36 protein-coding genes are annotated in these 22,707 nt (G+C 63.9%); 32 read left to right on the forward strand and 4 right to left on the reverse strand.

The window, feature by feature from the left end:
• Positions 1-4: 4 nt before the first annotated feature.
• From DVU_RS00955 to DVU_RS01080, 26 genes are all read left to right on the forward strand, one after another.
• Complete coding sequence (locus tag DVU_RS00955; RefSeq protein ID WP_010937509.1) at positions 5-388, forward strand: head decoration protein; 384 nt, start codon at positions 5-7, stop codon at positions 386-388.
• 11 nt (positions 389-399) lie between these two features.
• The gene (locus DVU_RS00960) at positions 400-1,404 is read left to right on the forward strand and encodes a major capsid protein (protein WP_010937510.1); all 1,005 of its coding nucleotides are present in this window, start codon (positions 400-402) and stop codon (positions 1,402-1,404) included.
• Between the two features lie 8 nt (positions 1,405-1,412).
• Positions 1,413-1,733: a hypothetical protein gene (locus DVU_RS00965; RefSeq protein ID WP_010937511.1), complete on the forward strand. Its 321-nt coding sequence runs from the start codon at positions 1,413-1,415 to the stop codon at positions 1,731-1,733.
• Complete coding sequence (locus tag DVU_RS00970) at positions 1,733-2,224, forward strand: phage holin family protein (RefSeq protein WP_226987317.1); 492 nt, start codon at positions 1,733-1,735, stop codon at positions 2,222-2,224. Before DVU_RS00965 ends, DVU_RS00970 begins: the two co-directional genes overlap by 1 nt.
• Positions 2,224-2,793 (forward strand): glycoside hydrolase family 108 protein, encoded by a 570-nt coding sequence (locus tag DVU_RS00975; protein WP_164928113.1) that lies wholly within the window; start codon positions 2,224-2,226, stop codon positions 2,791-2,793. The genes DVU_RS00970 and DVU_RS00975 overlap by 1 nt, the downstream gene beginning before the upstream one ends.
• Positions 2,794-2,810: 17 nt before the next feature.
• Positions 2,811-3,221: a lipoprotein gene (locus DVU_RS00980; protein WP_010937514.1), complete on the forward strand. Its 411-nt coding sequence runs from the start codon at positions 2,811-2,813 to the stop codon at positions 3,219-3,221.
• Positions 3,214-3,381, forward strand: coding sequence for a peptidase M16 (locus DVU_RS00985; protein ID WP_010937515.1), 168 nt, complete (start codon positions 3,214-3,216; stop codon positions 3,379-3,381). Before DVU_RS00980 ends, DVU_RS00985 begins: the two co-directional genes overlap by 8 nt.
• 2 nt (positions 3,382-3,383) lie before the next feature.
• The gene (locus DVU_RS00990; protein ID WP_010937516.1) at positions 3,384-3,977 is read left to right on the forward strand and encodes a hypothetical protein; all 594 of its coding nucleotides are present in this window, start codon (positions 3,384-3,386) and stop codon (positions 3,975-3,977) included.
• On the forward strand, positions 3,974-4,300 hold the full coding sequence (locus DVU_RS00995) for a head-tail joining protein (protein WP_010937517.1): 327 nt from the start codon (positions 3,974-3,976) through the stop codon (positions 4,298-4,300). Before DVU_RS00990 ends, DVU_RS00995 begins: the two co-directional genes overlap by 4 nt.
• Positions 4,297-4,854 carry an NUDIX hydrolase gene (locus DVU_RS01000; protein WP_010937518.1) on the forward strand — a complete coding sequence of 186 codons (558 nt, stop codon included), beginning with the start codon at positions 4,297-4,299 and terminating at the stop codon, positions 4,852-4,854. The genes DVU_RS00995 and DVU_RS01000 overlap by 4 nt, the downstream gene beginning before the upstream one ends.
• Positions 4,838-5,029 (forward strand): DUF2635 domain-containing protein, encoded by a 192-nt coding sequence (locus tag DVU_RS01005; RefSeq protein WP_010937519.1) that lies wholly within the window; start codon positions 4,838-4,840, stop codon positions 5,027-5,029. Before DVU_RS01000 ends, DVU_RS01005 begins: the two co-directional genes overlap by 17 nt.
• Before the next feature lie 3 nt (positions 5,030-5,032).
• A complete protein-coding gene (locus tag DVU_RS01010; protein WP_010937520.1) occupies positions 5,033-6,496 on the forward strand; it encodes a phage tail sheath subtilisin-like domain-containing protein in 1,464 nt (487 codons plus the stop codon).
• Between the two features lie 49 nt (positions 6,497-6,545).
• The gene (locus DVU_RS01015; RefSeq protein ID WP_010937521.1) at positions 6,546-6,911 is read left to right on the forward strand and encodes a phage tail tube protein; all 366 of its coding nucleotides are present in this window, start codon (positions 6,546-6,548) and stop codon (positions 6,909-6,911) included.
• The gene (locus tag DVU_RS01020) at positions 6,911-7,171 is read left to right on the forward strand and encodes a phage tail assembly protein (RefSeq protein ID WP_010937522.1); all 261 of its coding nucleotides are present in this window, start codon (positions 6,911-6,913) and stop codon (positions 7,169-7,171) included. Before DVU_RS01015 ends, DVU_RS01020 begins: the two co-directional genes overlap by 1 nt.
• Positions 7,172-7,286: 115 nt before the next feature.
• On the forward strand, positions 7,287-8,861 hold the full coding sequence (locus DVU_RS01025; protein ID WP_164928114.1) for a tape measure protein: 1,575 nt from the start codon (positions 7,287-7,289) through the stop codon (positions 8,859-8,861).
• A gap of 8 nt (positions 8,862-8,869) precedes the next feature.
• On the forward strand, positions 8,870-10,069 hold the full coding sequence (locus tag DVU_RS01030; RefSeq protein WP_010937524.1) for a DNA circularization protein: 1,200 nt from the start codon (positions 8,870-8,872) through the stop codon (positions 10,067-10,069).
• A gap of 122 nt (positions 10,070-10,191) precedes the next feature.
• Complete coding sequence (locus DVU_RS01035) at positions 10,192-11,325, forward strand: phage baseplate assembly protein (RefSeq protein WP_010937525.1); 1,134 nt, start codon at positions 10,192-10,194, stop codon at positions 11,323-11,325.
• A 1-nt stretch (position 11,326) separates the two neighbouring features.
• Positions 11,327-11,965 carry a phage baseplate assembly protein V gene (locus DVU_RS01040; RefSeq protein WP_010937526.1) on the forward strand — a complete coding sequence of 213 codons (639 nt, stop codon included), beginning with the start codon at positions 11,327-11,329 and terminating at the stop codon, positions 11,963-11,965.
• A 1-nt stretch (position 11,966) separates the two neighbouring features.
• A complete protein-coding gene (locus tag DVU_RS01045) occupies positions 11,967-12,443 on the forward strand; it encodes a phage GP46 family protein (RefSeq protein WP_010937527.1) in 477 nt (158 codons plus the stop codon).
• A gap of 8 nt (positions 12,444-12,451) precedes the next feature.
• Positions 12,452-13,513 (forward strand): baseplate J/gp47 family protein, encoded by a 1,062-nt coding sequence (locus DVU_RS01050; protein ID WP_010937528.1) that lies wholly within the window; start codon positions 12,452-12,454, stop codon positions 13,511-13,513.
• 8 nt (positions 13,514-13,521) lie between these two features.
• A complete protein-coding gene (locus tag DVU_RS01055; protein WP_010937529.1) occupies positions 13,522-14,148 on the forward strand; it encodes a YmfQ family protein in 627 nt (208 codons plus the stop codon).
• On the forward strand, positions 14,141-15,157 hold the full coding sequence (locus DVU_RS16745; protein ID WP_010937530.1) for a gp53-like domain-containing protein: 1,017 nt from the start codon (positions 14,141-14,143) through the stop codon (positions 15,155-15,157). The genes DVU_RS01055 and DVU_RS16745 overlap by 8 nt, the downstream gene beginning before the upstream one ends.
• Positions 15,158-15,166: 9 nt before the next feature.
• Positions 15,167-15,610, forward strand: a complete 444-nt coding sequence (locus DVU_RS01065) for a tail assembly protein (protein WP_010937531.1) — start codon at positions 15,167-15,169, stop codon at positions 15,608-15,610.
• A gap of 59 nt (positions 15,611-15,669) precedes the next feature.
• Complete coding sequence (locus DVU_RS01070; RefSeq protein WP_226987318.1) at positions 15,670-15,951, forward strand: hypothetical protein; 282 nt, start codon at positions 15,670-15,672, stop codon at positions 15,949-15,951.
• 99 nt (positions 15,952-16,050) lie between these two features.
• Positions 16,051-16,233, forward strand: coding sequence for a type II toxin-antitoxin system HicA family toxin (locus DVU_RS16980; RefSeq protein ID WP_010937533.1), 183 nt, complete (start codon positions 16,051-16,053; stop codon positions 16,231-16,233).
• Between the two features lie 43 nt (positions 16,234-16,276).
• Positions 16,277-16,672: a type II toxin-antitoxin system HicB family antitoxin gene (locus DVU_RS01080; RefSeq protein ID WP_010937534.1), complete on the forward strand. Its 396-nt coding sequence runs from the start codon at positions 16,277-16,279 to the stop codon at positions 16,670-16,672.
• Between the two features lie 90 nt (positions 16,673-16,762).
• Here DVU_RS01080 and DVU_RS01085 read toward each other — a convergent pair whose 3' ends face one another.
• The 4 genes from DVU_RS01085 to DVU_RS01100 all read right to left on the reverse strand — a co-directional run bounded on the left by DVU_RS01085 (position 16,763) and on the right by DVU_RS01100 (position 19,508).
• The gene (locus DVU_RS01085) at positions 16,763-17,008 is read right to left on the reverse strand and encodes a hypothetical protein (RefSeq protein ID WP_164928115.1); all 246 of its coding nucleotides are present in this window, start codon (positions 17,006-17,008) and stop codon (positions 16,763-16,765) included.
• A gap of 50 nt (positions 17,009-17,058) precedes the next feature.
• Positions 17,059-18,039 (reverse strand): hypothetical protein, encoded by a 981-nt coding sequence (locus DVU_RS01090; protein WP_164928116.1) that lies wholly within the window; start codon positions 18,037-18,039, stop codon positions 17,059-17,061.
• 161 nt (positions 18,040-18,200) lie between these two features.
• Positions 18,201-18,731, reverse strand: a complete 531-nt coding sequence (locus DVU_RS01095) for a YfbU family protein (RefSeq protein ID WP_010937537.1) — start codon at positions 18,729-18,731, stop codon at positions 18,201-18,203.
• An 84-nt stretch (positions 18,732-18,815) separates the two neighbouring features.
• Positions 18,816-19,508, reverse strand: coding sequence for a LexA family transcriptional regulator (locus DVU_RS01100; protein WP_164928117.1), 693 nt, complete (start codon positions 19,506-19,508; stop codon positions 18,816-18,818).
• 86 nt (positions 19,509-19,594) lie between these two features.
• Between DVU_RS01100 and DVU_RS01105 the strand changes: the two genes are divergently transcribed.
• From DVU_RS01105 to DVU_RS01130, 6 genes are all read left to right on the forward strand, one after another.
• Positions 19,595-19,882 (forward strand): XRE family transcriptional regulator, encoded by a 288-nt coding sequence (locus DVU_RS01105; RefSeq protein ID WP_164928118.1) that lies wholly within the window; start codon positions 19,595-19,597, stop codon positions 19,880-19,882.
• 112 nt (positions 19,883-19,994) lie between these two features.
• Entirely contained in the window at positions 19,995-20,171 is a 177-nt protein-coding gene (locus DVU_RS01110; RefSeq protein ID WP_164928119.1) for a hypothetical protein, read from the forward strand.
• Between the two features lie 32 nt (positions 20,172-20,203).
• Positions 20,204-20,668, forward strand: a complete 465-nt coding sequence (locus DVU_RS01115; RefSeq protein ID WP_010937540.1) for a phage regulatory CII family protein — start codon at positions 20,204-20,206, stop codon at positions 20,666-20,668.
• Between the two features lie 294 nt (positions 20,669-20,962).
• Positions 20,963-21,214, forward strand: a complete 252-nt coding sequence (locus DVU_RS01120; protein WP_164928120.1) for a hypothetical protein — start codon at positions 20,963-20,965, stop codon at positions 21,212-21,214.
• A 142-nt stretch (positions 21,215-21,356) separates the two neighbouring features.
• Positions 21,357-21,596: a hypothetical protein gene (locus tag DVU_RS01125; RefSeq protein WP_164928121.1), complete on the forward strand. Its 240-nt coding sequence runs from the start codon at positions 21,357-21,359 to the stop codon at positions 21,594-21,596.
• 787 nt (positions 21,597-22,383) lie between these two features.
• A complete protein-coding gene (locus DVU_RS01130; RefSeq protein WP_010937544.1) occupies positions 22,384-22,707 on the forward strand; it encodes a hypothetical protein in 324 nt (107 codons plus the stop codon).

A 22,707-nucleotide genomic window follows, 5' to 3' on the forward strand; every position in this document is an offset into this window, starting at 1 on the left:
GCCCATGAATGGCGTAACCACCTACGAGAAGACGTTCGTCCCGTTCCTCGGCGCGCATCCGCCGCTGATGGAATCCGTCACCATCGCATCATCGGGCGCGGCGCGTGACCTCATGGCCGGTACCGTGCTCGCCGTCGTCACGGCGTCGGGCAAGCTCAAGGAACTCGCCCCCGGCGCGTCCGACGGCAGCCAGACCCCCACGCACATTCTCGCTGAAGATTGCAGCGTGCCCGCTTCGGGCGATCTCGTGGCGGTGGCCTACACCCACTGCGAAGCGCTCGACCGCGGACTGGTGTGGCCGCAGGGCATCACGGCACCGCAGAAGGCCGCAGCCATCGCCGCGCTTCGTGATGCGGGCATCTTCGTGACCCTCAACCAGCCCGCCTAGGGAGAACCTTCATGGACTACTTCGACTTTCGCTACCTGACCGAGGCCGTACAGGTCATGCCCGGCCAGCCCGGGCTGCTGCAGAAGATCCTCTTCCGCGAGCGCATCTCCAACCCCGCGAAGATCCTCCAGTTCGACGCGGACCGCTTCAAGAACAAGGTCGTGCCGTACACCTCCGCCGTGAAGGGCGGGACCATCCTCGAGAACACGCGCCGTTCGACCTCCTTTCTGCAGTTCCCCAAGTTGCGGCCCAAGAAGCAGCTCGACCCCGAGAAGATCCTCGCCCGGCCTTCCGGCATGGCACCCTATGTGGCCGGAGGCCAGAGTCTGGAGCAGGCCGCGCAGAAGAACCTTGCCGTGGAACTGCAAGACCTGCGGCGTCGCCTCGACCTCACCGTGGAGAAGGCCTGCGCCGATGTGCTGCAGGGTGCCCTGACCATCCCCGAACTTGGTCTGGCCTACGACTTCGGCATGCCCGCCGAGCACAAGGTCACGCTCACCGGCACGGCGAAATGGTCGGATACGGGCAGCGACCCCAACGCCGACCTCGAGGCGTGGACGAAGAAGACCAAGGACGCCACGGGCTACGCGCCTGACGTGCTCATTCTCGGCACCACGGCCTGCAACGCCTTCCTCTCGCACGCCAAGGTCAAGGAACGGCTCGACCTGCGCCGTGTCGAGGGCGGGCTTCTCGCCCCCGACTTCGCGGCGGACTTCAAGGGCTACTATGGCGGGCTTCAGGTCTACACCTACGGCGGCAGCTTCTTCGACGCCACCGACACCGCCCGCGAGATATGGCCCGCCAACAAGGTGGCGCTCTTCTCCTCCAAGGCCCGTGCCGTGCTCGAGTTCGGCCTCATCGAAGACCTCGATGCAGGCCCCGGCGGAGTGCAGGCCGAGTTCTTCTCCAAGATGTGGACCGAGCGCGACCCCTCCGTGCTGTGGCTGCTGGGCGAGACCGACCCGCTGCCCGTCACCTATGAGCCTGCATCCATCGTCACCGCCGTGGTGGCCTAGGAGGACTCATGGCCAAGAGCGTGAAAGTGCGTCTGCTGTGCGCTGTGACCCACGGTTCCAAGGGGGGCCGAAAGGACTACGCCCCGGGCGATGTCGTGGCACTGCCCCCCGACCTTGCCGACGAGTTGCTGGAACAGGGTGCCGTCGAACCTGCCGACCGCATCCTGAAGCCGGTGGATACGCTCGAAGACCCGGCAGCCTCGCCGCAGGCCCAGCTTGGCAGCCTGCTTGACGACAAGGCCCGTAAGGACACTACGCCTGAATCGGGGACCGATTCCGGGGCGGGGTGCGGTGGCGATGAAGCCGCCGGAGACACCCCCGAGGCCTGATGATGCTCGACCAGCTAGCCCTGTGGTGCGGCATCCAGTGCCGTGAACTGACGGAGAACTCTGTGTTCAAGTCCGCTCTTGCTGCCGTGTTCGCGTGGGTGGCCGGAATGCTGGGAGGGGTGGCCAACGTGTTGCCCTTCCTCGCCATTCTGCTGGTGCTCGACTACGTGCTGGGCTTTGTCCGCGCCTGCCGCATCAGGCGCATCAGCGGGGCCAAGATGCGCGCCGGCGCGTGGAAGTTCCTCTTCTACTTCGCCGCCGTGTTCGTGGTGGCCACCGTGGACGGCGCGCTCGGCAAGGCGTGGACGCTGTTCCATGTGCCCATGGGGGCGTTCTTCGTCTTCTACCTTTGCGTCAACGAGGCCATGAGCTGCCTCGACCACCTCAAGTTCTTCGGTGTGCCCATTCCGGAGTGGCTCTCCACCCGGCTGCGCGACTACCGCGAAACCTTCTGTCCGCCCGCAGGCCGGGCGGCTTCAGGAACGAAGTGATGACCTACGACGTAGCATTCATGCGTGCCATGGAGTTCACGCTCCCGCGCGAGGGCGGCCTCTCCGATGATGCCGACGACCCGGGGGGCGTGACCAACCACGGCATAAGCCTGCGCTGGCTCCGCTCTCTCGGACAGCTTGAGGGCGATGTCGACGGTGATGGCGATGTGGACGCGGACGACATCCGGGGCCTCACCCCCGAACAGGCCACGGCCTTGTATCACCGTCACTTCTGGCTGCGGCCGGGCTTGCAGTCGCTGCCGCAGGGCATTGCCATCTGCCAGTTCGATGCGGGCGTGAACTGCGGCCTGACCCGGGCCGTCCGCATCCTGCAAGAGGCTCTTTGCGGCATGGGCCAGTCCGTGGCCGTGGACGGCATCTTCGGCGGCAAGACCTTCTCTGCCGTCATGTCGCTCTGCCGTCTTCCGTATGGCGAGCCGCGTCTTGCCACCGCCATGTGTCTTGGCCGCATCCGCTTCTATGTGGACCTCGCGGCTTCGCCCAAGCGCGCCAAGTACCTTCGCGGCTGGGTGAGCCGCGCAACCGACCTTGCCAGCCTCGTGGGCTGACACAGGCAGGAGGCCCCATGAAGAGATTCCGCACCCTGTCCCTCGTGCTCTCCGTGCTGCTGCTCGCCGCGTGCAGTGACTTCGAGAACAACGCCTACAACACGCTGGTCATCGCGGGCGAGACCTACGACGCCACCATGTCCGCCCTCGCAGACGGCCACGCCGGGGGCACTCTCGACGATGCGCAGTATGCCAAGGCCAAGGCCGTGGCCCGCATCTACCGGGGGGCCTTCCAGTCGGCGCGGATAGCCCTTGAGGAGTATGTGGCCAGCCCCGGCGACACGCAGCGCGACAGGGTCACGCAGATGCTGGTGGCCATGACGGGCCGCCTGTCCGAGTTGCTCGACTGCGCCCGTGGCATGGGCGTCGGCGTCCACGACCTGAATACGGGGCAGCCTGCCCCGGTGAAGGAGGAAGACCATGTCTAAGGAAGTGCTCGTCACCGTGCTGCGGCTGGCCCTCACGCATGGCGTTCCCGCGGTGCTGGACGCCGTCGAACGCTGCAAGGGTGAGGTCACCGTGGAGAAGATTCGCCAGTTGGCCGACCTCGTGCCCGACCCGGACAGCTACGACAGGCCGGAGCGCTGACCATGGCTGACAAGAGGCTTGCCCGTCTGGACACGTTCCACGCCAAGCATGTGCTGGGAGAACTCTACCGTAAGGTGGAGCGGCTCCCGAACGGCATAGAACGGGTGGTCGTGCACTCGCTGAACCGGGCCATCTACGCCATGCGGACGGAGACGAGCAAGGCCATCCGCGAGGAGTATGCCGCTCCCAAGAAGGATGTGGATGCCACCATGTGGGTGAGGCACGCTCGACCCGGTACGAAGATCGCCGTTCTCTATGCGCGGGGACGCATGTCCATCCCCCTCATCCGCTGGGGGGCGAAGCCGACGAAGAAGGGCGTCACGGTGAAGATCCGCCAAGGTGCGGGCCGGAAGCTCATCTCGACGACAGGCGGCAAGAAGGATCGCCCGCTACTGGGGGCATTCATCGCCAAGGGAGAGGTCTACGGGCGCACCCAGAAGGCGAGCTACCCGATCGTGCGCCTCTATGGTCCGTCCTTCCTCTCCGTTCTCGGCAGGCCGGAGACGCGGTTCCGTCAGCAGGTGCGTGCGGAGGAGATCTTCTCCAAGCGTGTTCTGGTCGAGGCAAACCGCATTCTGGACAAGGTGAAGGCATGAGACTCGCAGACCGCGCCCGTCTGGATCAACGCCGCATCTTCGCTTCCGGCTTCACGGAGCCTGTGACCATCGCCTTCGCCAGCGGCGAGCAGGTGGCCACCAACGGCATCTGGTTCGAAGGGGCCGAACTGGTGGAGGCTGGCGACTACCTGCAGGTGAGCAGCAGCAAGCCCAGCATCGTGGTGCTTCGCGATGGACTGCCCGGCAAGCCCCGTGCGGAGGACGACCGGGTCTGCTTCTGCGACCAGTGGTTCACCGTGGCGGACTGCGAACCCCTGCACCCCGGCATGTGGCGCATACGCCTGCACAAGGAGTCTGCATGACCACGCGCAAGGCCATCGTCGACCATGTCGCCGCCTTGCTGCGGTCGGCGCTGGGGGATGCGGTCAAGGCTGTGCACGCTTCGCGCGTGCGCCACATCCAGTCTGCCGACCTGCCAGCCGTGGGCGTCTATGCGCTCAAGGAGAAGGCCGACCACAAGGACACCTCGCCCCGGCGCTACGAGCGTTCGTTGACCCTCGCCGTCGAGGTCGTGGCGGAAGCCAACCGCGACCTCGACGCCATCCTCTACGACCGTGCCGACAGGATCGAACTTGCCCTCCTGGACGACCCGACCTTCGGCGGCCTCGTGGATGACAGCGAACTGGACGCCGTGGAGATATCCCTCGCCGCATCGGGGGAGCGTCTCATGGGGTGCGCCCGTATCGACTGCACCGTGACCTACGAGCGGCCCCTCGCGGATGCGCCGCTGGACGTCTTCGCCACCGGGGGCGTCAGCTGGGACCTCGTTTCACCTGCTGGCACCCCGGACGGCACTATCGACGCTCAAGACACCCTGACCCTGCCACAGGAGGCTCCCCATGCCCCACATCCCTGAGACCCTGCACATCAGACCGCGCACCGGGCTTGTGGTGCGCGACCCCGCGACCATGCAGCCCCTGCCTGCCGAAGGTGCAGAGGTGCCGACCGATTCGCACTGGCTGCGCCGGCTGCAAGCGGGAGACGTGGTGCCCGTCACCGCCGGACCTTCCAAGCCCAGAAAGGGAGACTAGGCCATGACCATAGGATTCAACGAAGTACCCAACGCCATGCGTGTGCCGTTCGTCTATGTGGAGATAGACAACAGCAATGCCGTGTCGGGGCCTGCGCTCATGCCCTACCGCACACTGGTCTGCGGGCAGAAGCTGGCTGCGGGCGCGCAGGCACCGCTGGTGCCGGTGCGCGTGACCTCGGCACAGCAGGCCGTGGCGCTGTTCGGTGCCGGTTCCATGCTGGCGCAGTCCTGCGCCACCTATCTGGCAGCGGACCCTACCACCGAGATGTACGCCATCGCCACGGAGGATGCCCCCGCCGGGCAGGCTGCCACCGGCAAGGTGACCCTCACCGGGGCCGCCACCGAAGGCGGCACGCTGGCCCTGTACATCGGGGGGCGTCGCATCCTCTGCGGTGTCACCTCGGGCCAGCAGGCGGCAGCCGTGGCCACGGCCCTTGCCGCCGCCATCAACGCCATGCCCGACTGCCCGTGCAGTGCCAGCGCCACGGCGGGTGATGTGACCCTGACCTCTCGTCACAAGGGGCTTGCAGGCAACGGCATCGACGTGCGCCTGAACTACAATGGCGAATCCACGCCCGCCGGACTCATGGTGGCCATCACCGCCTTTACAGGCGGTACGGCCAGCCCCGACGTCGCGCCGCTCATCGCCGCCCTTGGTGATGCCCACTGGAACGTGCTGGTCTGGCCGTGGACCGATGCCGCAAGCCTGACCGCCATCGAAAGGGAACTGATGGACCGCTGGGGCGCGTTGCGCATGATCGAGGGCGTGGCCATCTCTGCCGCCACCGGAACCCATGCGGAACTCGGCACCCTCGGTGACGGGCGCAACAGCCAGCACCTCACCGTCATGCACTGCCACGGCGTGCCCACCCCCGCGTGGGAGGTGGCCGCCTCGACCGCTGCCGTGGCTGCCTACTACGGCAACATCGACCCCGCGCGCCCCTTCCAGACGCTGGAACTCAAGGGCGTGCTTCCGCCGGCGCAGAAGGACAGGTTCACGCAGCGCGAGAACAACCTGCTGCTGTTCGACGGCATCTCCACCTTCTACGTGGATGCCGGGGGCGCGGTGCGAGTGCAGCGACTCATCACCACCTACAAGACCAGCCCCAACGGGGCGGAAGACCCCAGCTACCTCGACCTCAACACCGTGCTCACGCTGGGCTACCTGCGGTACGACTTCCGCAACTACATCCTGCGCAAGTACCCGCGCCACAAGCTGGCGGATGACAACGCCCGCTTCGGGGCAGGGCAGCCCGTGATCACGCCCAAGGTCGGCAAGGCCGAGGCCATCGCCCGTGCCCGGATGTGGGAGGAGATGGGCCTTGTGGAGAACGTGGACGTCTTCGCCCAGCAGGTCATCTGCGAGCGCAACCAGCGCGACCGCAACCGGCTGGACTGGATGCTGCCGCCCGATCTGGTCAACCAGTTTTGCGTGGGCGGCGTGAAGCTCTCATTTATTTTGTAACCAAAGGGGCTTCGGCATGGCCTGAAGCCCCGCCTACAAGGAGCAGACCATGGCAGGCAATGCCCGCGCCGGACGCATCTACCTCAAGGTCGACGGCGTCCTTCAGGAGGCCAAAGGCGAGTTCTCGTACAACCTCGGCACCGACAAGCGAGAGGCCATCGTCGGGGCCGATGCGGTGCATGGCTACAAGTCGTCCGTGCAGGTGGCCTTCGTTGAGGGGGCCATCACCGACAGCATCACGCTCGACCTCAAGAAGCTCACGTCGCTCGACGGCGTCACCGTCACGCTCGAGTTGCACAACGGCAAGACCATCGTGCTGCGCGATGCGTGGTACGCGGGCGAGGGCACGGTGAAGACCGGCGAGGCGGAGATAGCCGTGCGCTTCGAAGGCAAGCAGGCCGAGGAGGTGCGCTGATGGAACGCCGCATGACCCTCAAGACCCCTCTGCAGAACGGCAGCGAGACCATCACCGAACTGGTGTTCCAAGGCCCGCTCAAGGGCAGGCACATGAAGGGACTACCCCTCGCGCTGTGCTACGACCACCTGCTCACCATCGGTGGCAGGATGTGCGGCCAGCCGCCCAGCGTCATGGAAGAGTTGAGCGGCGAGGACCTCGCCACCGTGCTCGGTGTCGTCACCGATTTTTTGCCCGCTGGCCCGAGGACTGGACAGTAGCCGTCGGGCTTATCGCCTACACCTTCCACTTTCCGCCCGGCGACCTGCTGGACATGGACGTGGATGACCTCCGCTTCTGGCTCGACCGGATCAACGACTTGCCCAAGGAAAGCATGTGAGCACCCGCGAAACAGCCCTTACCTTCGTCATCGGAGCCGTCGACAGATTCTCGGCACCGTTCCGCAGTCTGAACGACCGTATGGAACGGCTGCAGCAGAAGGTGTCGGGGGTCACGCAGGCGTTCGGCAACCTCGAGGCGGAACGCTCACGGTTCAGCCGGCTGACCGGCATGGAGCGGTTCGGCAGGTTCGGTAACGAGATGCATGGCCGGGTGCAGCAACTCGCCGGTTCGTTCGCGGCGCTGGCCGCTACGGGCAGTGCCGCTGCACTCGGCCTTGGCTACGCCTTCAAGACGCAGTTCGTGGACACGGCCAGCCAGTTCGAACGGTTCGAGACCATCCTCACCACGCTCAATCAGGGCGACACGGGCAAGGCCAAGAAGGAGATGGGCTGGATATCCGACTTCGCCGCCAAGACGCCTTATGAGTTGGCGCAGGTCACGGACTCGTTCGTCAAACTCCGCAGCTACGGTCTCGACCCCACCAAGGGTCTACTGAGGACCGTAGGCGATACTGCGTATGCCATGGGCAAACCGCTTGACCAAGCTGCAGAGGCCATCGCCGATGCTATGACAGGGCAAAATGAACGGCTCAAGGAGTTCGGTATCAATGCCTCCAAAGTTGGAGATAAAATTGTCTATGACTATGTAGATGCTACGAATAAGCAAGCCAAGCTCATGGTCAAAGCCAATGACCGGGCCGCCATACAGGCTGCAATTACCAAGATATGGGCCGAGAAGTACGGCGGCGGCATGGAGGCAGGATCCAAAACTTTCGGCGGCATGGTGTCGAACCTCTCCGACTCGTGGGGCAATTTTACGCGCATGGTCATGTCCAACGGCGTGTTCGACTGGATGAAGGGCAAGCTCGAGGGCGTGCTGGCCAAGATCGACGAGATGTCTGGCGACGGCAGATTGCAGGCGTGGGCCAAGGACATCGGCGAGAAGCTGACCCGTTTCTTCGATGCGGCATGGAACGCGCTGCCCAAGGTGTGGGAGGGCATCCAGCGGTTCGGCGACAAGCTGGCGTGGGTGGCCGACCTCGTGGGCGGCTGGGACAACCTCGGCATGGTGCTGGCCGCCGCCTTCAGCGGACTGCTTGGCCCGCTGGTGGGCCTTGTGGGAGTGTTCGCGCAACTCGGGCTGGTGATGATGGCGACGCCCTTCGGCTGGGTGGCTGGTGGCATCGGGCTTCTGGTGGCTGGCATCACGGCCCTGTGGCTCAAGTGGGACAAGATCGTGGCGTGGGTGCGCGACAGCATCCCCGAGTGGATGCAGCGGGGCGTCTTCGCAGAGAGCGGCGACCCGGTCGGAGCCTCGGAGGATGACGCTCCGGAGCCTCGCCCTCTCTCGTCCCTCTTCGGTGGTGGCGAGGACGAGGCGACGCCACGGCCCAAGCTCGGCGCGGCCTCCGTGGCGCAGCACCGGCAGGAGATGCGCAGCACCCATACCGAACGCTCGGAGTCGAACGTCAGGCTCGAGGTGGTCGCGCCGGCGGGCACCCGCGTGAGCCAGAGCGGGGCACCTGTGGATATCGACACCGTCTACACTGGCGAGTCCGCCCGTAACTAGGAGCGACCATGCAGAACACACCCGCATGGCGCAGGAACCTGCGCGAGGCCAGTTTTCGGGGCGTACCCTTCTACGTCGATGTCCGCGACATGGAGACCGGCAGGCGCACCGCCCTGCACGAGTTCCCCGGGCGCGACATCCCCTATGTGGAAGACCTCGGGCGCAAGGCGCGCACCATCTCGGTAGAGGCGTATGTGCTCGGCCCGGACTACATGCCCGGGCGCGACGCCCTGCTCGATGCCTGCGAGAAGGCAGGGCCGGGCCGACTGGTCGTGCCGTGGACGGGTGAGGTCGCCGTCGTATGCACCGGCTGCCGTCTGCGCGAGTCGCGGGCCGATGGTGGCATGGCCGCCTTCAGCCTGTCCTTCGCCGAGGCGGGCGAGGCTGCCACCCCCGCCGGGTCTGTCAGTTCATCCCGCCGGGCGGACTACCGGGCCGACAACGCGCTGGCCGTGGCAGGCAGGCGTCTCGACCGCGACCTGTTGCGTGACGGCATGCCCGCAGGTGTGTTGTCCGACGCGCTCATGGCCATGCGTTCGGTGGCGGATGATGTCGCCTCGTACCGTTCCGTCTACGGCGACCCTTCGGGACTGGCCGGACATGTGGCAGCCCTTTCCGGGCTTTCCCTCTCGGGCTTCGCGGCCCTTTCGCCTTCCAGCCTGCTGTTGCCCTTCTTCGGCGACAGTGCCGGCATTCCCGCATCAGGTCATGGGCAGCGCTCGCGCGAGATGCTCTCCGTTGCGAGGGCGACACCACAGGTGACCATGCCTGCCGGGGCCGGGCGGGTGCGTACCGTGCAGGCCGAGAACCGCATGGCCATCGCCGCCTATCAGCGTCAGGCCGCCGTGGCCGAGGCGGCACGGTCGGCTGCGCTCTCCGCCCCGGAGTCGCGGCGCGAGGCTGCCACACTGCGGGCGGACGTGTGCGACGCCATCGACGGGGTACTGGACGATAGCCGCGACGATGCCGTGCATACCTCGTTCACCGACCTGCGTACCGCCACGGTGCGTGCCCTGTCCGAGAGCGGCGGTTCCGCGCCGGAGGTCATCACCGTAAGGCCGCCTGTGGTGCTGCCCTCGCTGGTAGTGGCCCACAGGGTCGAGCACGTGGCCGCCCTCGATGCCGAGCGCGACCTGCTGCGGCGTAACGCGGTGCGGCACCCCGGTTTCCTGCCCGCTGAAGAATTTGAGGTGTTGCGCCGTGCGTAACGTCATTTCCTTGGGCGACGCAGTCGCGAGCGGTAGCGAGCAGATAGCGCAGATGGCGGGCCGCGAGGCTATGCCGCGCGGCATCATGCCCGACATCGAAGCGGGTAAGGAGGTTCTCCGTCGTGCGTGACCAGACCGACAGGGCCGAGCGCATCGCCCTCGACATCGACGGCGTGCAATGGCTCGGCTGGGAAGAGGTGACCATAACCCGCGCCGTGGATGCCGTGGCAGGCTCCTTCGAACTGTCGCTTGCAGACCGCTGGGTCGAGGGCATGACGGCCCTGCCGCTGGCACCCGGTATGCGTTGCTCCATCCGCGCGGGCAGTGATGAACTCATCAGGGGCCACATCGATGCGGTCAAGCCGAGCCTTGCCGCAACGCAGCACGCCATTCGCGTTTCCGGACGCGACGCCAGCGCCGACCTTGTGGACTGTGCGGCCCTGCATACCCCCGGTGAATGGCGGCAGATAACCTGCTCGAGGCTGGCCACAGCATTGGCCGCGCCCTTCGGGGTGCGCGTGCGATGTGAGGGCGCAGAGGGCGCACCCCTTGCCGTACACAAGATAGAGCCGGGCGAGACGGCGTGGGAATGCCTCGAGCGGGGCCTGCGCCAGCGAGAACTCATGGCCATGCCCGGCGCTGGTGGCGAGATCGTGCTCGTGGCCATCGGGGCAGGGCGGGCCACGACGGCACTGGTGCAGGGGCAGAACGTGCTCTCGGCCGAGGTCGAGTTCGACGCCCGCGACCGCTTCAGCGAGTACCGTGTGCTGGCCCAGCAGCGCGGTTCCGACACGGTGGACGCTGCCGGGGCCGCCTCGGTGGTGGCGACAGCCAGTGATCCCGTCATCGGTCGCTACCGCCCGCACGTCATCTCCGGGGAGACGCCCAAGGATGGTGCCACCGCCCGCCGCCGTGCGGAATGGGAGGCCAGCGTGCGCGCCGGGCGTTCCGTATCCGTCAACGTCACGGTGCAGGGGTGGCGGCAGGGCGACGGCTCGCTATGGCCGCTCAATGCCATGTGCCGCGTGGTTCTGCCGTGGCTGCGTATCGAGCAGGACCTCATGATCGGCAAGGTCGTGCATCGGCTCTCGTCCGGCGGCACCACCACCGCGCTCACCCTTCGCAGCCCGCTGGCCTTCGCGCAGGAGTTCGAGAAGAAGCTCAAGAAGGACAAGGACGGCAAGCCCGCCGACCTGTTGCAAGGGGCGCGCGAACTGTCTGAAGCGGAGAAGACCCGCATCCTCAACGGAGAATAGGATGGACCGCAACACCTTCAACAGGATGCTCGACCCCTTCAAGCGCAAGCTCTGCGGCATGGCCGCCCGTGCCGTGGTCAGGCTCGTGTCCGACGGGGTCAGGATGCAGGCCCTGCAACTGGGCCTTCTCGACGGCGAACTGGCCGACGGGGTGGAGCGTTTTCAGAACTACGGACTCACCTCGCATCCCCACCCGGGGGCCGAGGCCGCCGTGATCTTTCTCGGTGCCGACCGCGGGCACGGTGTGGCCATCGCCGTGGACGACCGGCGTTACCGTCTCGTGAGCCTACAGCCCGGCGAGGTGGCCCTCTACACCGACGAGGGCGATGTCATCCACCTCATGCGCGACAGGCGCATCAAGGTGTCGACGCTGCACCTCGAGGTGGAGGCGCAAGAGGATGTGACCATGACCACCAGGCGTTTCGGCGTCACGGCTTCAGAGGGAGTCACCTTCACCACTCCGGCCTTCACGGCGCGGGGGGCTGGCGGTGGTGCGGCCTCGGCCCGTTTCGAGGGCGCGCTCCATACCACGGGCGACCTCACCACCGATGCCGACGCCAAGGCCGGGGCCGTGTCGCTCCGCGCGCATACCCACCCGGAGACCAACGGCGCGGCGACCCTGCCGCCCATCGGAGGCTGATGTGGCAGACCTGTTGCTGGCGTTCGGCAGTCTTGGTGCCGACCTCGCCCTGACCCATCTTGCCGGGGCCAAGGACCTTGCCATTGACGACGGCCTGCTCTCTGCCGTGGTGGTCAGCCTCTTCAGCGACCGCCTTGCCGACGGGGGCGACGAACTGCCCGCAGGCGAGGCCGACCGCCGGGGCTGGTGGGCCGACGCCACCCTGCCCGGCGGCAAGGACCGCATCGGCTCGCGCCTGTGGCTGCTGCGCCGCGAGAAGCAACTTCCCGAAGTGGTCGCCCGGGCGCGTGACTATGCGCTCGAGGCTCTGCAATGGCTCGTCGACGAGGGGCGGGTGGAGTCCCTTGAGGTGTTCGCCAGCGTGGTCGGGCCGGGCCACCTGCACATCACGGTGCAGCTGCGGCTGCCGCGCGGGGCTGGCGGGTGGCAACAGACGTTCGGCTACCGTCCGGAAACGAACCGGTTCGACCTTGCATAGGAGGCACCATGCCCTTTGATCGTCCAAGTCTGCCTGCGCTGGTAGAGCGTGCCGAGTCCGATCTTTCGGCGCGGTTGCTCGACGGCGAGCAACCCCTCCGGCGTTCCGTGGCCGGGGTGCTGGCCCGGGTTACAGCAGGGCAGGCCCACATGCTCTATGGCTATCTCGACTGGCTGGCGCAGCAGCCCTTTCCGGACACGGCAGAGGCCGAGTATCTGGCCCGCCTTGCGCGGGTATGGGGCATCGGCCGCAAGCCCGCCGTGGCCGCAGCCGGAACCGTGACCCTGCAAGGTCAGCCTGGGGCCGTGCTGCCTGCCGGGCAGGAACTGCGGCGCGATGACGGAACCCTCTACCGGGTGCAGGCCGACAGCCACGCCGCCGGCGCGACGGTCACGGCCAGCGTGACCGCGCTTGTGGCAGGGCAGGGGGGCAACGTCGCCGCCGGGCAGTCTCTCATGCTGACTTCGCCCGTGGCCGGGTTGCAGCCCGTGGCGCAGGTGACGGGTAACGGCATCACCGGCGGGCTGGATGCCGAAGACGATGCGAGCCTTCGCGCCAGACTGCTGCGACGCATTCAGGAACCGCCCCACGGCGGGGCCGCTGCCGACTATGTGGCGTGGGCACTCGAGGTGCCCGGCATCACCCGCGCGTGGGTCTACCCGGGGCGAATGGGCGCGGGGACGGTGGGGGTGGCCGTGGTCGCCGATGGCCTGGCTTCAGGCCCCATCCCGGATAGCACGTTGCTGGCCAAGGTGCAGGCGCACCTTGAAGGCGTGCGCCCGGTCACCTGCGAGGTGACGGTGTTCGCGCCGCAGGTGCTGACCGTGCCCATCACCGTGCGCCTCGTGCCCGATAGCGAGGCCGTGCGTGCGGCGGTGCGGGCTGAACTGCGCGACCTGTTCGCCCGCGAATCCTCGCCCGGTGCGGTCATCAGGGTGTCGCACCTGCGCGAGGCCGTCTCCGTCTCACCCGGTGAGGAGGACCACGTCCTCCAATCCCCCACGGCGGACGTCGTGCCCGCCAGCCACCAGATGCCGGTGCTGGGCGACATCACCTTCGCCACGGCCTAGGAGCACGCATGCAACCCTACACAGAAGACGACTACGCCGCGCAACTCTTGCAGCTGTTGCCCCAAGGCCCGGCATGGCCGCGTGACCCGGAGGCCGTGCTCACGGCCCTTGCGCGGGCGCTGGCCATGGAACCTGCCCGCGTGGATGCCACAGGCCACCGTCTGCTTGCGGAGATGGACCCGGCGCAGGCGCTGGCCCTGCTGCCGGAGTGGGAACGTGTCTGCGGCCTGCCTGACGGATGCTCGCAACCGGGCGAGACCATCGCCGAACGCCGCGAGAACGTGGTGCTCCGCCTTTCCGCCCGTGGCGGGCAGACCCCGGAATACTATGCGGAACTGGCGACGCTGCTGGCCGGGGGCGTCTGCACCGTGCGGGAGTACCGGCCTTTCAGGGTGGGGCATTCCGCCGTTGGCCAGCCCCTCTCCAACGGGGCGTGGGTGCATACCTTCACCATCGGTGCTCCCTCCGTTCCGGTGCGGGGCTTCGCCGTGGGTGCCGGTGCGGCAGGCGAACCCCTGCGCCGCTGGGGGCATGAGCGGCTCGAGTGCGTCATCAGGCGGCTGAAGCCCGCGCACACCCATGTGATCTTCACCTATGGCGCAGCCAGCGCCCAGCAAGGAGCGACCCATGCATAGAATCGACGGCCCCGGTGCCACGCAAGACAACCGTTTCACCGATGGCGACCCCACGGCAGGCATTCCGCCTACCATCGTTACCGACGACTGGGCCAACGCCGTGCAGGAAGAACTTTCGGGCGTCATCGAGGGCGCGGGCCTCACGCTGGACAAGGCGAAGCACGACCAGCTGAAGGCCGCCATCACCAAGATGATAACCGACCGGGCCGCACCGCTGGCCACCACGGAACAGGCGGGGCTTGTGGAACTGGCCACCCCGGCGGAGGTGCTGACGGGCACGGATGCAGACCGGGGCGTGACCCCAGCAGGGCTGGCGAACCTGCTGCACAACCTCACCACCCCAGCGCAGTTCGCCCGCGACAAAAAAGCCGCCACCACGGAGTTCGTGCAGCGGGCACTTGGCAACTTCGCAGGCATGACAGGCTACGCAGCCAGCACGACCCTTGAAGCCGGTGACTGCGGCAAAGTCATCATGGCACAAGGGGCAGGGTTGACGTTCACGCTGCCGCAGGCGTCATCCGTCCCTCAAGGCTCGGTGATTGAAATCTACGGAAACGGCGCGGGCGTCATGGTAGCGCGGCAAGGTTCCGACACGCTGGTGAACGGCCTTGCGGGGCCTGCCACGAGCATTGCCATTGGCGGCTACGACACCGCCCGATTCGTGGCCGTGTCGAGTGCATGGTACGTGCTGGGCGGCTCAATCCACCTTACCGGAGCCTCGAATACGGCCGCCAACCTGACGTCCACCGGTTATCAGCGGTTCCCGAGCGGGCTGCTATGGCAGTGGACGCACATCACCGATGCAATCGCCGCAGGGGGCAACAGGGTGCTGACGTTCCCTTACGCCTTCCCGGCGTCGGTGCTGTTCGCTCATGCGACAGCCCGTCACGGCCAGCAGGCGGGCGCGGGTGCTCTCTCCGTCGTCATATCCGGCTTACAAAGCGTGACCGTCTACAACAACGGGGCTGCCGCCGTGAACGGTGCATTCCTCACCGCGCTTGGATTCTAGGAGGACAGGATGATTTTCTATTCGCCCCAGACAGGCGGCTTCTATGCCGCCCACCTTCATGCCCACATACCGGCCGACGCGGTGGCCATCACCGCCGAAGAGCACACCGCACTGCTGGAAGCGCAGACGCGGGGCTTTGTCATCCGGCCGGATAGTGCAGGGCGACCCGTGGCTATGGCAGCACCGGGGCCTTCACTGGCCGATGCCAAAGCCGCCAAACGTGCGGAGATTGCCGCCGGGCATGATGCCGCCCTCGCGGGTGTGGTGGCTATCTCCGACCCCACGCCCACCGTTGTGGCTGTTGAAGCTGCACTGCTGGCCACCACCGACCCAACCGGGCTGGACTATGCCCGGCAGAAGCTGGCCACGCGCCGGGCAGAACTTGAAGCGATGGTTGAAGCCGCGCAGACGGTGGAATCGGTCATGGCCGTGGCGGTGAGCTATCCGGTGTAGGCGTACCATCGTTGCTATGGCCTCTACAGGGGGGCGACGTTTCGCGCTATGATGCCTTCATGCGTGAACCGTTTGACCCCCACAAGAAGCTCTTCAGCCTTGGCTGTACGCCGTGCCTGCACCGCAAGCCCGACGGAACGCCCTACATCTATCTGCGCTACTGGCGGCGTGTCATACCCGGAGAGCGCCGCAAGTGCGAGTACATCGCCGAGATGTGGCGCAGGCTGCTCATCCTGCAACTGGACGTCCGCAAGGGCCAGCAGCCGCGTAGCGTGCGTGCGTTGCTGGCCCACGGCACCATAGAGGTGCGGCAGGGCAGGTATGTGCGGCCAGCGGGGTGAAAGCAGCCGGATAAACTGCCCGCCATTAGATCTATACAAAATACACACGGTACACACTTTTTGCTTGACTCAAGTGTGTACCGTGTGTATTTTGTATTCATGAAGACGACGGAACTGGTAAAACGGCTGAAGGGGCTAGGGTTTCAAGAGGTCGGGGGTAAAAAGCACATCAAATACAGACACCCCGACGGAAGATGGACGGTCATCAGCAAGGGTAGCCACGAAATCTCCGTCGACCTCTTGAAGAACATGGAAAAGCAAATCAAGGAAAAACTAACGTAAACAGGAGGGGGGCTCCCCCCCCCCTCCTCACGGAGATTATACTATGCGCTACCCTCTCCTCGTATCCAAAGACGCGGGCAGCAGTTACGGCGGTATTCTTCCGGACTTCCCCGGCTGCTATCCTATGGGTGAGACTCTCGACGAACTGCTCGACAACGTACAAGACGCTGTCGAAACGTGGATGCTCGGCGAAGACCCCGAGATATTCCCGCAGCCGTCTCGGCTTGAAGACGTGCAGCGGCTCGAAGAGGCCGATGGCAAGGTGCTTCTGTTGGTGGAGGTGAACCCGGACTTTCTGGATAGCACTCCGCAGCGCATCAATATCACTGTGCCGCGTTACGCTCTTGGGCTTATCGACAAAGCCGCCAAGGCATCTGGCTCAACCCGGTCAGCCTATCTGGTAAGCTCGGCACTCGAGCGAGTGCAGCCACGAGGGTAATAAGAAAGCAGGCAGGTCGGGGGTCCCGGCTTGCCTGCTTGAAGTTGTTTTGTGCTGTCTTCGATGTGTCAAATGAGCTTTTGTGAACGACTATTCATAATGGCTTGCGGCCTCGTCAAACGCTTCACAAAACTCTTCATGATCTTTTTTCCACTGCGCTATAAATACTGGGGCACATTTTTGACAGACGTACCATTTTTGTGGACGGGGAACGGGGCAAGGGTCACGGAAAAAAGTTAGCCCCGTTGGATCGTCGCACATATTACAAAGGCCTTCATTGTCGTCGGACAGTATAAGCTCAGGGCACTGCTCCTCAATGGCTTCCTTCGACATCATAGGATTATCTCCTTTGGTGTTGGCGGTGGTTGGTAGCAAATATAGCTGTTCTATTGCGTCTTCACCTTGATATACCAGTAGTCGACGTGCGGCCCGGCGGCATGTGCTTCTGCTGTCTTCCAGCCATCCCAGCGAACGACGGAGGAGGACGCGAACATCGGCGGAACGGTGATGCCAATGGCTTGCCCGCAAGCAGGCCCGAAGGGGACCGGACTACCCGGATGGATGGTTATCCAATCGGCTTTGCCGCTGATGTAGACGATCTCGACCTCGGTACCGTCCTTGAGCTTGTAATAGGCGCGTTGACCATACTTGCTCTTTTCCGTGTCAGTGGGCTTGCCGAGCATTTTGGACACTGCTCCGGTGTCTTTCCCGGCAACGGTGGCAATGTCCATAAGCCGCTCTGTGGTGGCGGATGCCGCGCCTGCGGGAGGCAACTCGGGGCATTCAGCCTTGCCCAATTCCACCCATGTGCCAGTCGGCTGGTCCTCGTCGAGCACGCGGACCACAGCGCCCCCGATGCCATTTGCCGCCAATGTGCCGCAAAATCCTTGTGCAAGCCCGTTGTATGCGCCCGGCTTTTTGCCCTGCCCCGTGACTCCCACCAGTAGGGACGGGACAAAGCCCTTGCTGTTCCACGCGGCACTCCGTACGAGCTTGTGCTTCTGAACAGTCGCCAAGGCCGCTGCGTACGCCTCCTGTCGAATGGTCGGATTCCGCATGTCGGACGCGGTATATGTGAGCCAAACGCGCTCTTTCCCTTGCTCGCCAGCGCGTACTACCAAGGCATGGGTGTCGGGTTTGATTTGCCATAGGTTGCGAACGCATGGCTCTGGAAGCCCCTTGCAGGCCGCGTCCTTCTCCTGTGGTGCCCCATAGTCCTTGGCTACACTTGCTGAAAGAGCGTTGTACCAAGCGGCTATGTCGCCTTGAGCTATGCCGTCAGGTATGATGCCAATGCTGTATAGGCCTCCGTCAAAATTGAAGGCCATCTTGCCGGGGCCATTGCCGACTTCGATGTCGTAGATCATGACTTTGTCGGTCTTATGGGCAAGGTGGTTGTCGGTTACGTTCGACTCGATGGCAGACTGGGGGGACCCCCAAGGCCATCTATCTAGCTCCACCACGTCTTTCGCCTGCGTAGGAACGGCCCAGAGGCAGACGAAGACCATCAACCATCCGCACCGCATAGTTAGCCTTCGTGGTTGGTGCGTACCGAAAGGACTTTGTGCGCGTCTTCTTCGGTCAAATGATCATAACCGTCTTTGGAAAGGTCTTCCCAAACGGTCAGCATTCGTTCGTATATGTGGACCATAGGCGCATGGCTGTTATGGTCTTTGGGCTTTGTCCACTTCAAGCTTTCGTACCGCGGTGAGCCATGGCTCCCTTGGAGGAAGAACTCCATATATGCAAAGTGGTCGTCTTCTGTGTTGCCGTCAAACCCGTCGAACAGCGCATTACTTGGGATGTTCTTCCCGTCGTCGACTCCAAGCAGCCGTTGAAGCCAGTCAAACATGTTAAGCGTGTTGCGGACGACATCAATTACATCACTCGAAGGTTCGTTTAATATGCTCGTATTAGTTATCCAGTAATAATCTTCAAGGTAACCACGCTCTATGGCTTCCCTGCAAAGTTTATGGTTGTCGGCATTCTCAGCGTCAATGAGTTCCAATATTTGATGCTGATTTGCGATGATGAGTCTTTCAACAGCTGTCAGTTTCATATGGAAGCTCCTTGAAGTTGAAGGTGCGTGCTCACTATGGAGCGGGCTGAAAAAAACCCCGCAATCACGGGGTGCAGTCTACACTTACAACCGTCTTCGAACGTAGATCACAGGGGCAATGGTGACCACCTGATCGCGCAACACATCAATGAAGAAGTTCCGGCGCACCCCTTGGGCGTCCGGGTCGAGCCATCCCTGCATGCGTAGATAACCCGCCCTCTCTCCCTCTCCCAAATACATCTTGATGGTCGCCATGTTATCGCGACGGACCACGTAGACTGCATCGCCCTCCAGCACTGGCTGCTCGGGGTCGCAGTAGCAGATTTGCCCACTCGCGATGCCTGCGGGAACCATTGATTCACCCGCGGCTACGACGGCCACCATCTTCTCTCCCATAATCAACGGCGACGCGCTCACCGCGATGCTGGTCTGCTGATTCCATCCTTCGACACCACATGAGGCCAGCCCCATCATGGGGACGGCCCTCAGCCGCGGGGGGGCTGCGGACATGGTGGGAGGCTGTTGATGGTCGAACGGGTCGCCTTCGCCCGTAACGAGCCAGCGGTACGAGCAGCCGAACTTCTCCGCGATCACCGCGAGATCGCTTGCCGAGGGCCATTGGCCCTTCTCCCAATTCTGCGTCTTTCCTTGAGAAGCCCCAAGGCAGCGGGCAAGACCAAGTTTCGTTGCCCCAAAGTGGGTAACGTATTCAGACTTTAAAAAAATATCGCAAAGCATTTTATAGTGTTGCGACCAATCTTTGCCCTTTGTTTGCATATAAAACCGCAATAACAGTTGAGTAAACTGTTTTTAAAGTTTAGAGCTAAAGCCAACGTACCCCTTTTCCACGAGAGGTTAGGTAAATGGTTAACAGAACCCCACAAGCGGCGCAATCCGCCTCCCTCGGGTTCACCGTGCCGCGCCCGGTCGCCCTCAAGACCTTTCTCCGTTCCGCTGGCTACCTGAATACCGATGTCGCTGAGATGTTCGGAGTCACGCCCGGGCGGGCCTCTGTCATTCTTGGCAGTGATGCATGCCCTGAAAAGTACCGTGACATCCTTCGCGGACTGCAGGTTCCCGAGGAGTTGCTTCCTCAGCGCAGCCCCGAGCGGCCCGGCCCTCAGCGGCGTCGCTCTGAAGCCGAGGCATAGGCCAAGTCGACTCTACTGCCCTGCATAAGCTGAACGCGAAAGTACACGAGAATCTAATATGTCAACTCTCATTCCCCCTCATGGTCATCATTCAGACAGAACGGAGAACCCGATGCAGCAGCGCCCCCAAGATCTGCCTTCGGTCGAGGACCTCCTCGCAGGAAAGCATCCCGACTTTATCGCGACGTATGAAAATGCCTGCCCGGTTTTTTCGCGCTTCCTCTCCAACCCGGCCGACCCCTTTGGAGTGTATCAGCCTCCCAAGGGTGACGAGTTGGGCAACGATTAACCTGCTGTTGAGAATAGAGGGGCAACCATCTCATGACCGAGCACGACTCCATCCTTGAAGTGTTGCAGGAAGACGTGAAGCGCGCACCCTCGGGTCGTAGCGCGTCGCAGATCTCCGCGCTCATGGGCAAGGGCTATTCAACGCTCATGAATGAACTGAACGGCTCCATACCGGGCCACAAGTTCGGCTTGTTGCAGCTCATTCCGCTCATGCAAGCCACCGGGTCGACGCGCCCGCTCGACTACCTGTGCGGGGCCATGGGGTGCGTCTGCCTGTCTCTGCCAGCAGGATTGCGGCCCTTGGCCAGCGCAGAGCGTGACGCCATACGAGCCGTGCGCGAGTTCGGAGAACTCATGGCCACGCTCGGCGATGCGCTTGGTGATGGCTCCATCAGTGCCGAAGAGGGACGTCGCATCAAGGCCGATGGGTATGAAGCCTTGCGGGCCATCATCGCTATCGTCAGCCGGGCAGAAGAGGCAGAGCGCGTTCGCTCGTAGATCTCGGGGTAGCGGCGGATGCCGTGAACATAGTGGCGCGGTATCCCCCGGTATCACGACAGTAAGGCAAGGAGGAGACCATGCGGATGCATCCCTCGGCAGTGCTCGCAGAAAGGGCTCATGCGATCTTGCGGCAACTCGACGAACTCTTTGACGCGCGGGGAGTCACACAGGCCGACAAGGCCGCGCTGGTGCCAGCTAGGCTTGCTGTGCGCCGCGTGCGGGATAGGCACAGGTCAAAATGCAGCCCCATGGGCAACCTTACCCCGGAGAGTTCCGCGATGGAGGAGTGCCATGATGTCTGATGCCCAAGCAGATGCATGGTTTGTGCGAGGCATGGCGACTGCAGCGGCCTACATCGCAGAGGAAGGCGAAGACGTCTTGGCTTTTGAAGTGTTGCTGCAACATGGCTACCAGTGGAGCGACTTAATCGAGGCTGGGGTTGACAATTACGACCTCAAGCGCCTCGCAGCGGGTATCGGCCAGAGTGGCATGCGCAAGCTGGGCTTCAAGAAAGGGTGCAGGGGCGGTGGCCGCGATGCCTGATGCCGACTTGTGGCTGTGGGGACCGTTGGTTGTGTGCTCCACATTGGCCGCATGGTGTGGCGTCATGGCGTGGCGGCATCGGAAGCGATAGCAGCACTAGTACAAGGCGGCTCTAGCCTGACCTTCAGCCAAAGGACGAACAATGAAAGGTAAGAAATTCCATCTGTCTGTGGCGATTGACTATCTCTTGGATGAATACCTGTTCCCCGATGAAAAGCTCGCGGGAAAGTTCCTGCGGGACGGCGTGCCGATGAGTGCTTCGGATGTTCGCGAGTTCCTCCGCGAGGAGAAGGCGGCAGGGAAGAAGCTTTTTCCTCTCAAGCCCTGTGATCGATTCGACCCCTATGAAAAAGGGTGCCTTGGTCACGAAATCGATATCTAGGAGTCCCCATGGACGCCCACTGCTCTCTACTAGGCCGCCCGGCAAGCGATACAGACTGTAGCAACGCGGTCTGCGCTGCCTCTCCGGAGCAACTCGCCCACTGCAAAGGGTGCGCTAGGGGGCAGCAACTGGCTGCGTCAGCAACACGCTTCCGCCGGGTACCCTTGGCAGTCAATCAGACGATGTTGGTGATGGAGGATGACATGGCATCAAAAGGAACATGCAAGGCTTGCGGTCGTGAGGCACCGCTTCCGGCTCGTGGCCTTTGTTGGTCGTGCTACACCGCATATCGGAAGGGAGAGGTGGTAGACACCCATGAACGCGCGCCTTCTCCTTCTGCTCTAAAAGACACCTCGGCCGCCCAGTCCGCTCCCGCAGTTCCTGCGGAATGTGGTGATGATGTCGCTGTCGTTCCGAAGGGGGCAATCATCATCGGTGGACGAACGTTCATGGCGGTACAGACACCCCCCAGCATCGAAAAGGGAACTCCGCGCCTGTCCATTCGGAAGCGGAGATGCCGACTGAACAGGGCGGCCGTCAGGCTGCTGGGGGATGCATCTCATGTCGCGTTGTACTGGTCAGCGTCCACGCGCGAACTGGCCCTTGAGCCTCTTATGGAGGCGGTAAAGGGGAAGGCCTCACGAGTACGCAGGGCGGTGGACGTCAGCAAGGGAGCAGAGTTTTCCAACGCCGCGTTGGGCACACTCTTTCCGACGGCCCCTGCGGCTTTCGTCTTATCCCGCGAAGGGAGCTACATCGTCGGGCGCGAGCACAACAAGGAGTCATCATGACACAGAACACCCCCTATATCGAAGGAGAGCGGCTCTACAGGGCGTTCTTCAGGCGCGGGAGCGATGGTCTACACATCGTCGAGGGGCACGTCATCATCAGCAACGAGTCACGATTCGTGGTGCGGTGCCGTGGCAGTGAAGAGAGCCATGCCCAGACAGCGCCTGCCGGGTGGCATCGCTCCCGGGTGGAAGCACTGGACCACCTGACGCGCGGTCTTGAGATCACACGGCGCAGGGTGGAGGCAGACGGGCTCGTCCTGAAGGCGAAGATCCAGCATACGCACGCGCTCCGCGAGAGTATTCAGCAGGAGGGCATGTAG

Origin of the sequence: Nitratidesulfovibrio vulgaris str. Hildenborough (assembly GCF_000195755.1) — a bacterium.
GTDB lineage: Bacteria > Desulfobacterota > Desulfovibrionia > Desulfovibrionales > Desulfovibrionaceae > Nitratidesulfovibrio > Nitratidesulfovibrio vulgaris.